Annotated in this window: 12 protein-coding genes and 1 pseudogene; 11 read left to right on the plus strand and 2 right to left on the minus strand. The window is 53.3% G+C overall.

Annotation, left to right across the window (positions count from 1 at the left end):
- Positions 1-140: 140 nt before the first annotated feature.
- Both AB4P90_RS13580 and AB4P90_RS13585 read right to left on the minus strand, forming a co-directional pair.
- On the minus strand, positions 141-1,727 hold the full coding sequence (locus AB4P90_RS13580; RefSeq protein WP_003191057.1) for an ABC-F family ATPase: 1,587 nt from the start codon (positions 1,725-1,727) through the stop codon (positions 141-143).
- A gap of 20 nt (positions 1,728-1,747) precedes the next feature.
- Positions 1,748-1,978, minus strand: a pseudogene (locus tag AB4P90_RS13585) (site-specific integrase); the annotation flags it as partial.
- Between the two features lie 244 nt (positions 1,979-2,222).
- On the opposite strand from AB4P90_RS13585, the gene AB4P90_RS13590 reads away from it, so the two are divergent.
- The 11 genes from AB4P90_RS13590 (at position 2,223) to AB4P90_RS13640 (ending at position 12,609) form a co-directional block, all read left to right on the plus strand.
- A complete protein-coding gene (locus AB4P90_RS13590; RefSeq protein WP_395605984.1) occupies positions 2,223-2,876 on the plus strand; it encodes an HAD family hydrolase in 654 nt (217 codons plus the stop codon).
- A gap of 476 nt (positions 2,877-3,352) precedes the next feature.
- Positions 3,353-4,156, plus strand: a complete 804-nt coding sequence (locus AB4P90_RS13595; RefSeq protein ID WP_395605985.1) for a hypothetical protein — start codon at positions 3,353-3,355, stop codon at positions 4,154-4,156.
- Positions 4,156-5,031, plus strand: coding sequence for a hypothetical protein (locus tag AB4P90_RS13600; protein WP_395605986.1), 876 nt, complete (start codon positions 4,156-4,158; stop codon positions 5,029-5,031). Before AB4P90_RS13595 ends, AB4P90_RS13600 begins: the two co-directional genes overlap by 1 nt.
- 3 nt (positions 5,032-5,034) lie before the next feature.
- Complete coding sequence (locus AB4P90_RS13605; protein WP_395605987.1) at positions 5,035-5,874, plus strand: sugar phosphate isomerase/epimerase family protein; 840 nt, start codon at positions 5,035-5,037, stop codon at positions 5,872-5,874.
- Positions 5,871-6,965 (plus strand): hypothetical protein, encoded by a 1,095-nt coding sequence (locus AB4P90_RS13610; RefSeq protein ID WP_395605988.1) that lies wholly within the window; start codon positions 5,871-5,873, stop codon positions 6,963-6,965. Before AB4P90_RS13605 ends, AB4P90_RS13610 begins: the two co-directional genes overlap by 4 nt.
- Positions 6,966-6,986: 21 nt before the next feature.
- Positions 6,987-8,027, plus strand: a complete 1,041-nt coding sequence (locus AB4P90_RS13615) for a hypothetical protein (RefSeq protein ID WP_395605989.1) — start codon at positions 6,987-6,989, stop codon at positions 8,025-8,027.
- Positions 8,024-9,079, plus strand: a complete 1,056-nt coding sequence (locus tag AB4P90_RS13620) for a phosphotransferase enzyme family protein (RefSeq protein WP_395605990.1) — start codon at positions 8,024-8,026, stop codon at positions 9,077-9,079. The genes AB4P90_RS13615 and AB4P90_RS13620 overlap by 4 nt, the downstream gene beginning before the upstream one ends.
- Complete coding sequence (locus tag AB4P90_RS13625) at positions 9,076-9,960, plus strand: hypothetical protein (protein ID WP_395605991.1); 885 nt, start codon at positions 9,076-9,078, stop codon at positions 9,958-9,960. The genes AB4P90_RS13620 and AB4P90_RS13625 overlap by 4 nt, the downstream gene beginning before the upstream one ends.
- A complete protein-coding gene (locus AB4P90_RS13630; RefSeq protein ID WP_395605992.1) occupies positions 9,932-10,969 on the plus strand; it encodes a hypothetical protein in 1,038 nt (345 codons plus the stop codon). Before AB4P90_RS13625 ends, AB4P90_RS13630 begins: the two co-directional genes overlap by 29 nt.
- A 23-nt stretch (positions 10,970-10,992) precedes the next feature.
- On the plus strand, positions 10,993-12,147 hold the full coding sequence (locus tag AB4P90_RS13635; RefSeq protein ID WP_395605993.1) for a Gfo/Idh/MocA family protein: 1,155 nt from the start codon (positions 10,993-10,995) through the stop codon (positions 12,145-12,147).
- 258 nt (positions 12,148-12,405) lie between these two features.
- Positions 12,406-12,609, plus strand: coding sequence for a hypothetical protein (locus tag AB4P90_RS13640; protein WP_161904710.1), 204 nt, complete (start codon positions 12,406-12,408; stop codon positions 12,607-12,609).
- The last annotated feature ends 159 nt before the right edge of the window (positions 12,610-12,768 follow it).

Raw genomic sequence — 12,768 nt, forward strand, 5'->3', positions numbered from 1 at the left:
GCTATCGCGGGCAAGCCAGCTCCCACACTGGTTATGCATGGCCCATAAAATCAGCGTCCGGCACAGTGCGGATGCAAAAAGCCCTGTCACAGGGACAGGGCTTTTTCTTGCAGCTTGTAGCTTGCAGCTCAGTGCTGCTCTTAGAACACCACACCCTGGCTACGCAGGTAGTCGTCATAGGTGCCGCTGAAGTCGATCACGCCGCTAGGGCTCAACTCGATAATGCGGGTGGCCAGGGACGATACGAACTCACGGTCGTGGCTGACGAAGATCAGCGTGCCCGGGTAGTTCTCCAGCGCCAGGTTCAGCGCTTCGATGGATTCCATGTCCAGGTGGTTGGTCGGTTCGTCCATGATCAACACGTTCGGCTTTTGCAGGATCAGCTTGCCGAACAGCATGCGACCTTGTTCACCACCGGAGATCACTTTGACCGACTTCTGGATCTCGTCATTGGAGAACAACATACGGCCCAGGGTGCCGCGAATCATTTGCTCGCCTTGGGTCCATTGGCCCATCCAGTCGAACAGGCTCACGTCGTCTTCGAAGTCGTGGGCGTGGTCCTGGGCGTAGTAGCCCAGCTCGGCGGCGTCGGTCCACTTGATGCTACCGGCGTCCGGGGTCAGTTCGTTGACCAGGGTGCGCAGCAGGGTGGTCTTGCCGATACCGTTGGGGCCGATGATCGCCACGCGCTCGCCGGCTTCAACCTGGAAGCTGAAGTCCTTGAACAACGGCTTGCCGTCGAAACCTTTGGCCATTTTTTCGACCATGACCGCCTGGCGGTGCAGCTTTTTGTTCTGCTCGAAACGGATGAACGGGCTCACACGGCTCGACGGCTTGACTTCGGCCAGCTGGATCTTGTCGATCGCCTTGGCACGGGAGGTCGCCTGCTTGGCTTTCGAGGCGTTGGCCGAGAAGCGGCTGACGAAGGATTGCAGTTCGGAAATCTGCGCTTTCTTCTTGGCGTTGTCCGACAGCAATTGCTCGCGGGACTGGGTCGCCACGGTCATGTACTCGTCGTAGTTGCCCGGGAACAGGCGCAGCTCGCCGTAGTCCAGGTCAGCCATGTGGGTGCACACGCTGTTCAGGAAGTGACGGTCGTGAGAGATGATGATCATCAGGCTGGAGCGCTGGGTCAGGATGTTTTCCAGCCAGCGGATGGTGTTGATGTCCAAGTGGTTGGTCGGTTCGTCGAGCAACAGCACTTCCGGGTCGGAGAACAGCGCCTGGGCCAGCAGTACGCGCAGCTTCCAGCCGGGGGACACTTCACTCATCGGGCCGAAGTGCTGTTCCAGGGGAATACCCAGGCCCAGCAGCAGCTCGCCGGCGCGGGATTCGGCGGTGTAGCCGTCCATCTCGGCGAACTCGGTTTCCAGCTCGGCCACGGCCATGCCGTCTTCTTCACTCATTTCCGGCAGCGAGTAGATACGGTCGCGCTCGGCCTTGACCTTCCACAGCTCCTCGTGGCCCATGATCACGGTGTCGAGCACGGTGAATTCTTCATAGGCGAACTGGTCCTGGCGCAGTTTACCCAGGCGCACATTCGGCTCGAGCATGACCTGGCCGCCGGACGGGTCGAGGTCGCCACCGAGGATTTTCATGAAGGTCGACTTGCCGCAACCGTTGGCACCGATCAAACCATAGCGGTTGCCGGCGCCGAACTTGACCGAGACGTTCTCGAAGAGCGGCTTGGCGCCGAACTGCATGGTGATGTTAGCTGTGGAGATCAATTACTTTACCTATCAATAGCTTAGGGTGCGCTTATTTGAACTGGGACCAATTTGGGACCAATCTGGAGCTTTTGCATTTCGCTCCAATCCGAGCTTGAGTTGATCCAGCGCGCATAAGTCGAGAGCAGCATCCGCACACTACGGCCGAGCTGCTGGGAGATGAAGGCGGGGTTCATGCCAGACATAATGCACATTGTCGCATAGGTGTGACGACAGTTGTACGGTGGACGACGACGGATGTTCAGCACCTCCCGTGTCACGACTGCTGGAGAGCCGGTGACCGGAGCGGCGACCATTGCAGTGTAAGTAACGGTGCCACCCTCAGCCACCGTTTCGCAAGCGGTCAGCTTGATGATGGTTGTGTCGATGGTATCGGTAACGTTGGTCACTGCCGGAGCAGTGCTGGCATCAGGCTTTTTTGCGGCGCTGTTGCGTAATGCTTTGGCCAGGCAGCACACTATGTAAAGGAAGCGTTTGAGATTCGGGGAGAGATAGGTGCCACGGTTCAGTTTTTCGACGGTCGTTGTTTTTGATTGGGACGGGACCATTTTCGATACGGATTTTCTCACTGATCTGGCGATAGAAACCGTGCTCGCACGCCACGATCCGGAAGAGCTTCACCGGCTGATGCCTGTTTTCTACACAAGTCATCGTCATACCTCCCCACTGAAGTCACTGCGCTTGCAGCCTCAGGGGCGGGAAGCAATCATTAAGGAGATAGCCGCGCAATTACATGCTCTAGAGCGCCGTGCTTGTGCTTTTGAAGGGGGGCGTGAACTAGTTCAACATCTAAAGGAGCTTGGTGTACCTCTGGCTATTCTGACTCGACGAGATCGAGTCTCGCTTTGCGCTCAGTTGAAGCGTGCCGGACTGCATGATGTTTTTGATGTGCTGCTCTGTCGTGGTGAGGTGGCTTCCAAGCCTGACCCGGCAGGCCTTCTGCTGATTCGACAAACGCTGGCTGTAGCTCACGTCGTAATGGTAGGCAACTCCATGGATGACCTACTATGTGCGCAAAGATCAGGAGCAGAGTTTGTTGCGGTCAATCTGTGCAAACGAGTAAGGGAACCTCAGATCGACGAAAAATCGAGCTGTGTTCTGTCGGACTATGATGCAGTACGGCGTGCGGTGCTGGAGCGACTTCATTAATATGGGCTACAACCGTTCGCCAGGAGCACTGCTCATTTTTTAGGCGATTGTAGATAAAAAGAACTCGTTGTCTTAGAAAAATTGAGCTTTTGTACTCTTTTCTGATGTAGCAATTAAAATTCGCACCCCTTATACTGCGCCGCCCGAGTGCGCATCCCCGGGTCATCCGGGGCGTAGAAAATCGCCAATGAAAATTTTCGAAACCCTCTGACTAGGCTCGACAAGCGCCGATATCCGGGAGTGGCTGGGCGCGGCATGTTTCGTTTTTACAGTAACTTTTGCAGCAATTAGTTTATATCTAGGATTTATCTTTCCCGAAAGGCAGTGCCTGCGGGGAAGATGTGCGTTGTGTGCATCAATGTCACCCATCTAGTGCTAATGCATGTGCTGGCGCAAGGAAGCGTTAAGGGAGAGTCAGCGGCTCAACGGCAGGCTGTTTCTCTCTGGTAAATGTTCGGTTTACAGGGAGTTCGGTCATGGAAGTGAAGTGTGCATACAGCGTAGTCAGTCGCGGAACCGAGCGACGCCGTACGCGCCTGCACGGTGGTTTCGACGGACGCTTCGGTTACATCAACATCGCTCATTCTGCCGATCAATATTGGATACGCCCCCTGGCTCATGGGGTAGCCGGCTCCATTGACGGCGCGTTGTGTTGCACGTCTTCGGCGCTGGCAACAGTAGCCATCGCTCGCATTCAACTGGTGGCTGCCTCCGCTCTCCATTCCAGCCTGAGCGTCCTTTGCCGGCACGAGCCAGCTCTTGTAATAGGGACAGGTGCGATAGCGTTAGGCGCGGTACTTGAACTCAAGCGGCTTGGCTGCCCCAATGTTGTTATCCATGCTCCTCTATTAAAGGCTGAAATGCCGACGTTGGGCATTGAAGGTGTATCGGTCATTCAAAGTCTTGCGCAAGATTTGAAGTTTGGCTTGGTCATCGATGCCGTATCCACCTCCGAAAGCATTGCGCTTGCGCTGGCCCACAGCAAAACAAAAGGAGTCATCGGTCTTTTAGGCAGCCCGGACGGTTTTGCCTCTATAGACCTCTATAAAGTACATCGCAACAACCTGAACTTGATTGGCCTTCATGAACTCAATGAAAGTGACGAACAACGGCAGGTGCTACTTGAAGAAGTGCATCGTTGGCTTGAGAGCAAATATGCGTCTTTCGCCGAGTCGGTTTGCCGGATACACCCGGCGAAAGACTTCAGTTCAATATACCCAGCTCTATTGGCGCAGACACAACCCTTCTTGATTCACTGCTTTGACTGGAGCGAAGCATAATGATCGGCAGGGACGCCGGAATTAGACAAAACCTGACGCTTTTGATTCGCGACGATGATATCTGTCACGCCACTCCCATCTGGGCGATGGCGTTTCTCCGCGAGCAGGTCTGGGGGGCACGCCCAATCAACTTTTCAGTGATTCCCTATACTCGACCTGACTACTTTCTGAAATCAGCGTCAGCGTTCTGTACAGATGAAGCTGACTTTGTTTGGAATAATCAACCGCTCAGCGCCTATCTCGAAAGCGTGCATCGTGATGGTCTGCTTGGACTGGCCATGCATGGCTGGACGCATCAGTCTCAAGTCGGAAGGCTCGATACCCGAGAGTTCAGCACGCTGAATGTGCCGTTGCTGGAAACCGTGGTGTCCGGTTTTGACTGGTTCGACTCTGTAGTTGGTTACAGAATGTTCGTGCCTCCGCACAATGACATTCATTGCGCTGCGGAGGCGTACCTGCACGCACACAATATCAGTATTTGCAGGTCCATTCGCGATGACGAGGTAACGCGTCTTGCTGATAAAAGAGGTGCAACCGTAAATCGCTCCGAGGCAAAACGTATATTGGGTATCCAGCCGCGCGGCTGGCCATTCACGCTGTTTCAGTCGTTGATTTTCAACAAGCAAAAACTTCGCTCGGACCAAGCCGACCCCGTTGAGCTCAGCCGGCGCGTGCTGGCAGCTTCCGGGCTGCACGGGCTGGGTGTACTGACGTTTCATTGGTGGGATTTTTTCTTCGCCGATGGAAAGCCGGACGTCGAGTTCATTCAATTTGTACAGCGTTTTTTCTGCGCTATCGAAGATTGCGTAGCGGTTACCTATGCCCATTATGGCGATCTTATTAATCAACTCCCCGCGCATCCGTCCACGGAATAGCCTATGAATCTGGATCAGATCCCATTTAACTTTTCGCTCATTGCAGACGAGTTTTCGCCAAGCATTGAGGGGCAGGTCGCAGCCGCGAAACGCATTGGGGCGCGGGCTATTGATTTGAGAAGTATCGGTGTAAGGAATGTAGCAGAGCTATCCGTTCAGGAACTGGATGATGCGGTAAGCCAGATTCATGATGCCGGTCTGGTGGTTGCCGGTCTGGCAAGTTCGCTCGGAAAACACTTGGGCGAATCACAAGCGATGGCCAGCGACCTTTTGCGTCTGCATGAAGTCGCTGAGCGTCATCGTATTCCAACCATACGGATATTTGGGCGGCTTTGCGCGCCGTCCGGTTCGTCGGGAAATCGGCAGGCCCTGGATTGGCTTGAGCCCCTTCGCACAACCATTGCTCATTCGTCCGTGGACCTGGTGCTCGAGCCGGAAATCGGCACTGGAACTCCTTATGCTATGGAGGGGCTGGCGCGGGTGCGGGAGTTTGAAAGCGAGCATTTAAAGTTGGTATGGGATTCGGGGAACTTCGTAAAGCAAGGCTGTTACGCGCCGGTATCGGAGCTCTATGACGCACTCAAAGTTGCCATTGGGCATGTTCACATTAAAGACTTCGACACCGAACGGCAGTGTCCTTGTCCGCCGGGAGAGGGGGCGGGGCAGATTGCGCAACTTCTGCATCGACTGTGGGTGGATCGCTATAGCGGGTGGGTTGCACTTGAACCGCAGCTGGTTCGAGATACTCGTCGTTTCTCGAGCAGCGATTGCGCGCTTGAGGCTGCAGCAATGGGTGTTGTGCATTGCTGGACGACAGCACAGATGTTACAGGAGGCCTCATGATTCGCCTTGAATCCTGTGATCGTTCCTTGTACCTCATTTCCGAACTGCCCACGCTATTCGATATGCTCAAGCGAATCCTCAGTCCTGGTATCGCAGTAACCCTGTGCAATCAGCATCCAATGGACGCCCGGACAATCACAGTTGGCAGCGACCCACAATTGAAGGGTTGGACTGCATGCGGCGATATGCCGGCTTATGTGATCGATAAGGGCAAGATCGAGTTTTCGCTGGAAGACATACAGCAGAACAGTGCGGTGTTTATCAAGCACGCCGACGAAGGTGCAGATCCAGTCAGGTTAAGCGCTTCAGACGACAAACACTGGCGGGTCGATATTGCCAGTGCCGAGATCGGGAATCTCAGGGGGGTCACCCGACTTGTTCGTTATGTTTTCGGCTGCTTCCTTTTCCGTAGTGGCGTTCGTTTTCTTCATGCGGCTTCCGTAGCGGTTGACGGGCGCGCGTACGTTTTTGCCGGTGATTCTGGAAGTGGTAAGTCATCCCTTATGTTCAAGTGTTGCGCCGAGCTGGGTGGCGAATTCATCTCTGATGACCTCATTGGTCTATGGGGGAGTCCAGACGGCAAGGTAATGGTTTCCGGTTGGCCCAAACGCGTCGCCGTTGGTACCAATCTGATTGAACCGGGATCGCTACTTGAAAGACGCATGATTCAAAGTCGTGCAGTTGAATCGCGTCACTATCAGGACGACGCTCCTACATCGTCTTGGTCGGCGTCCGGACGTAGTCGACTTCGGTTCGATTCGGCTCAGTTCCTGAACGCTTTCGGGTTCTGTGGTGTTCGTTCCGCGCCACTTGGGGCGGTTTTACTGCCGCATGCAGACTCGTCGATGTTGGGGTGGCATGCCCGCAGGTTGCCAGCCTTTGCTTCACGGCAATCCTTGAGAAATAGCGATAGTGCACAAATACGCTATGTCACTGATGCGCTAGGGCTGTTCAAGGGAGCCAAGCTTGAGTTGATGAACCTTCCAGATGGGATCGACGTGCCCGCTGTTGAAGCCCATTACGGGCCACAAATCAACAGTCGGTTCATTGAGTTTTGGAACGACGTGAACACCCGGATAGCCAGCACCTGACCGACTTGCGAGTAATGAAACATGTGGAACGTCATTTCCAATTATCCGCATCACCGAAGCCCATATTTTTCGGCGCTGGATCGTGCGTTTGCAGTTGAAAACATCGAGAGCCGGCATTTCCCTGAACTGAAGTCGGCACTGAACTCAAATGGCGTTATTAGTTTGCATCGGCTGCAGCGTCTCTACCGTGATGAGAATGGTCCCAATCCCGCGCTGCTGAATAACAGCCTGCAGTTGCTGTCCCTTGCCCGGCAGCGGGGACTCAAACTTGCCTGGACTGTCCATAATCTTCTGCCTATTTATGGCGAAGAACCGACGAGTCTGGATCGTCAATGCATGCAACATGTCCTTGATCTGTCCGACATGGTGATCTGTCATACGCACGCCGACGCTGGCAGCATCCGGCAACTTGCACCGCGGGCCAACGTGTCAGTAAGCGGCTCTGCTGGCCTCTGGATGGAAGAAACCGAGCACGATACCAGTCTGGAACCGTTGCTTTGTGCCATGGACGATTGCGAGCAGGCGTTTCTCGCGTTCGGACACATCACTGCCTATAAAGACCTCCTGCGGGTAGGGCGAACCTTTTTGCAATGTACTAATAACGCGACTCTTTTTATCGTAGGAGAAGCTCGCGACAGCAGTCTTTTGGGTAGCCTGCGAGACCTCCAGGCCGCGAGCGGTGGAAGACTCATGCTATGGCCATTGCGCGTCGATCCTTCAGAGGCCCATCGGCTATATCGACGTGCAGCTGTTGCAGTTTGCAGTTACCTGACCACGGGTCGCTATGCCTATTTTCGTGATGTTCTTCATCCCTCATCGATTTCGACGGCGAGGGGCTTCAATGTCCCGGTAATAACACCAGATCTTCCGGCCACTCGAGAGTTGGCTGTCGGCGTCGCAGCCGTTTTCTATGCAAGTGATGTTGAGAGTTCTGCCGATCTCGGCGCTGCCCTTCGTCTAGCGGAAACACGCTTCAGAGAACCATCTTATTCATCCGGGACGGCACGCGATGAATGGATTCAAATCGCACGGTTTTATAAAGAAATTGAGCCACTATTATGACAAGTGACAAGACAGCAGATGTTCAAGATTCGAACCCGGAACTGATCAAAGAAGGCCAGCGGGTCCTTGGCCTGATTCGTCAGCACTATGCTATTGAAGCGCTGGGTATCAAGCGGATTTATGCCGGTCTTGGATCAAGAAATTGGGCGATTGAAACGGCTGGTGAATCTTTTTTTGTAAAGGAATTCTTGTCTGTCGAAGACACCGAACGAGGAAAAATTTCAATCGAAGTGACGACTCATTGCATCGAAAATGGGATTATTTCACCCGCGATTAAAACCAATATTGACGACGAGAAAGTGACGGAGCTGGAAGAGGGCGGGCTCGCTGTCTTTAGCTTCATTCGCGCAAATGAACAAGTCGACAAGTTCTCTGAAGACCTTATGGGCGCGGAGGGCCTCAATCTCGCCGACACACATTTGGCTTTATCGAGCTTTCCGCGCCCCGGCGAAGATGAAACCGGCGAGTGGCTCGAGACAAGCGTCGCTGAAATTATAGAGACCGTTGACGACCTCCTGGGTGAAATTCGCCAGCTCGAGAAAAGATCCGAGTTTGATGACATCAGTTACGACCTGCTCGAGGATCGCAAAGCCCAACTGCAACAGTATTCGGTTCTGATTGAGCCAATCAAAAGCCTCTCGAAAGGTGTTATTCACGGGGATTACGGGCAAAAGAACATCATTGTCGACGAGGCGGGTCAATTGTGGGTCATCGACTTTGGCGATGCCGGCGTATTTTTCCCCTCTTACGAATTGGGACGTGCCGCTTTTCCACCCGAAAACTTTGATCATGACGACTGGCTGGCGCGCGGCCTGGCAATGATTAAAAGCTACGCTTCCCGTGGTTTTCTGCAGCGTAACGATTTGATTTTCTGTGCGAGAGCGTGGTTGGTTCAACTTCTGCAAAGTGTATATGGCGTCAAGCAACACTATCTAAAGCCACATGAGCTGCAGCACGACCTTGACCTGTTCTGGTTAAGGAGAGGGAAAGCAACTGCGGCGTTATTCAAATCGCTTGAAGAAGTCGAAGCGTCCATTGCGCGAATCGTATGATTTTGAGTTTCTCCGGCGGCCGCATCGAAATTACGGGCATTAGATCAGCCGCAGAACAGCGTCATGCGTTGGCGGCAGCCGAGCGCGTATTGCCATTTCAACAAAAAGAATCAGGCAGTCATGCCATTTGGCGAATTGAGTTATGCGTCAGCAACCGTTCGCACATTGAGGATTTTCCAGGTCAGCGCAGGACTGTAATCCAAAGCTGTTTTGAACTGACCGAGCATGAGTGGCGACGCTTGTTGCGAGCTACCTGTCAACGAGTCCTGATCGTGTGCGGTTTGTTTGGTTTACACGCAGTAGTCGCCAGTCTCGACGACAAGCTGGTTGCCATCACTGGAACATACGGTACGGGAAAAACGTCGGTTGGCGAGGTGCTTTTTGCTCAAGGTGCGAAACTTCTGTCCAGTGATTACACGGTGATCGGATGGCAAGGAGCAGAAGCGAAGGCGATGGTTATAGGGGGCACACGCCCAACGTTATCGAGAGCTCAGGCTGAGGGAGTTGATACCAGCGCTTCAGGTCGCTACCTGACTGGCATGACTTCATTGATCGATACTTCTGAAGTGCTGACGGCGATTGTCTATCTGGAATCCAATCAGCGAGGCAAGCACTTTGCGCACGAGGAGCATCCAGAGGTCAGCCGACGAACCCTCACCGATCTGTATTTGAACGCGTCGACCGGCTTTGACCAAGTGTTGGAAAGATTTCATTTTCCTCTTTCCATTCTGAATTCGTCGGCGGACCAAATGGTCAGGTTCACATTGGTTGAGAGGCTGGTCGCTCAAGTGCAAGTAACGAGAGCGCGCGGTAACAGTCAATTTTTAGCAGATCTGATATCAGGAGTCGCAAATGCTTCCAAGCTCTGTCCGCAAGCGTGATATCGAGACCATCGAGCACACTGTAAAAGATGCCCTCACTTTAGTCCCGGCCGACCACAGCCTTTGTGTGCTGCTCATTGGTTCTTGGAGTCAGGGGCTTGGCACGCCGACATCCGACATCGATCTGGTGGTGATATCCGAGGTGCGTCTGTCTGGCGATTGGTGGCAGAATTTTCAACGCCAAATCGCGCTATCCCTCGGCTGGACGCAAGTCGAAAACATTACACGTGATGAGTTCAAGCGCCTCATTGGGAAAACGCAGATTCCTGTCTACAGTCCGCTATCATCACGCACCCTCGAACTGGCTTTCAAATATGCAAATTGCCTTGTCTTGCATGGGCATGAAGACTTCGTCGAACTCAAGTCAGATTTCTCGCTAAGCGAATTCTCTGTGAAAATGGCGGACTACTACATTTCCAAATCCATGAATATCTACCAGGACATTCTTGGTGCGCGCTTGACGGAAGACTACCGGAGCGCGGTGATTGCTGTTCGCGAGTTAGTCGGGTTAGGTGTCGATGCTGTTTTAGCTCTTGAAGGGGATGCCTATCCGAAAGCGAAATGGCGTGTGAAAAGAGCCAGACGCCTGCCACTGGAGCAAGCATTACTTGATGCAATCGACCGTTTCTTGATTGGCGGCCCGTCGGGCGATTACTTGGCGCAATGGCAGTGGGTAGAGGCTGCTCTGATGTTTTTCCGCCAACTGCACTTTTATGCAGCTTTCCCCGGCGCGGCCAAGGCTATTGCATTTCCGACGTTGAGCGCGCCCTGCCCGGGAAATCCATGGGCATTTGCGTTGAGGGCGAATGAGAAGTGGCGGATAACTCGCGATGACCGAATTTATGAGGCGTCGCAGCAAAGTGTGCTCGTGTGGTTTGTGCTGGCGATGGGCGTGTCCTGCGAACAGTTGGGCCTCATGTTTGAGGTCGGAAGTGGACCCTTCAGCGAAGAGTGCGGTTCGACGCTGGAACAACATCAGCAATTTCTCAAGGCGCTGGGCGCACTATAAAAGCTAAAAATAAGGAGCTGAATATGGAAGGACGCGGACTCAATTTCGCCTTGGTCGGCTGTGGACGGATATCTAGAAAATATGCGGAGGCATTCACTTCCAATAAACTGCCTGGAAGCCGATTGATTGCGGTATGTGACGTTAAGTACGAGCGAGCGAAAGCGCTGGGTTCGCGCCTGGAGATTCCCTACTATCGCTGCCAGCACGAAATGATGCAGTCGCATCCCGAAATCGATGTAGTTAACATCCTTTCAGAAAGTGGGCTGCATGCCGAGCACTGTCTGGACTTGGTCAAGTATAAGAAGCACATGGTGGTAGAAAAGCCCATGGCGCTGACCATGCAGGATGCCGATGCCATGATTCAAGCCTGCGCGAACGCGAACATCAGACTCTTTGTTGTCAAGCAAAACCGATATAACAGGCCGGTAAAATTGCTGATGCGCGCTCTGAAAGAGGGACGATTCGGCCGGGTTTTCATGGTCACTGCTCGCGTAAGGTGGGCACGGCATAATGAATATTACGAACAGGATCAATGGCGTGGCACCTACAAATACGATGGTGGTGTATTCGCTAACCAGGCATGCCATTACATCGACCTGATCCAATCGATCATGGGCGTTCCCGATCATGTCTTTGCCAGAGGTACTCGAGTAGGCGCGCCGATCGAAGCAGAAGACCTTGGTGTGGCCGTATTTACGAACGGACCTGTGATTGGAGTGCTGGAAGCTACAACCGCTACAAGGCCAGGCGACCTTGAAGGTTCGCTTTCCGTGCTGGGAGAATTTGGCTCTGTGGAACTGTCCGGTGTCGCACTTAACGAAGTGAGGACCTGGAAGTTTCAATCAGCGACTCCCTACGATGAACAGGTTCTGACAAGTTCCTGTGAACTCACTGACTCGGTATACGGTTTTGGTCACACGGCTTATTTGGCCGATGTGGTGCGTGCTCTTAGAGCCGGTGAGAAGGGGGCTGTTGACGGCGTGGAAGGACGCAAGACGGTAGACATTCTTTCTGCTATCTATGAATCCATGGCCACCGGGAAAGAGGTTTCCGTAGATGGAAATTACAAAAATAGCCTGCTTGGCCGCGAATCGGACTTCGGCGTGCCGCGTTTTTCTCCGGGCGGCGGGGAGTTGCAGGAGTCCCTTTTCGTTACACCGCACTCCTTGGTGGGCTAAAACAACAAAATATTGAATAGATGTACACTATATGTGTAATGCACTGTTGCAGTTACAGCGAAAATTCAATAGCATTCCACGTGGCGGTAAAACAATAAATCTGACAACCATTTCGACAGCGCGGCGCGGGCTACAGCGGTCTCTCTGTCGTAAAAAAGTGCCCGTCGCACTAGCGAAAAGGATGGCTAGGTTTCCGCTGGTAAAACTATAAGATATCGAGTTTTACCTATCGAAAATAAAGGAAAGGAGAACCTGTTTATGTCTAACACCCAACACCTGGCCTCTAAGCTCATGATCGAGCCCGCCGGCAACCAACTCAATCTAGAACGTCTGAACAGCAACCATGCTACCTATGGTGATGTTGTTGACGCTTTTGCGCGAGAACTGACTTCGGAGGAGATCCTGCTTATTTCGGGGGCCGCCAAAGCCGGTGGTTCCTACTGCGGCACTGCTTATAGCTGACGGTTAGTTTAAGGCTGGCTGCCAGTAATTCTGGCAGTCGGTTTTTAGTCGGGATACCCTAAAAGCGATGTTCGCAGTGTTTTTCATGCGACCTGTTTTTGCTTGGGCTGAGTTTGTAATAAAACTATCATTGACTCGCCGACACCAGGGGGTTGGGGA

Origin of the sequence: Pseudomonas sp. B16120, assembly GCF_044218845.1 — a bacterium.
Taxonomy (GTDB): Bacteria; Pseudomonadota; Gammaproteobacteria; order Pseudomonadales; family Pseudomonadaceae; genus Aquipseudomonas; species Aquipseudomonas paracarnis.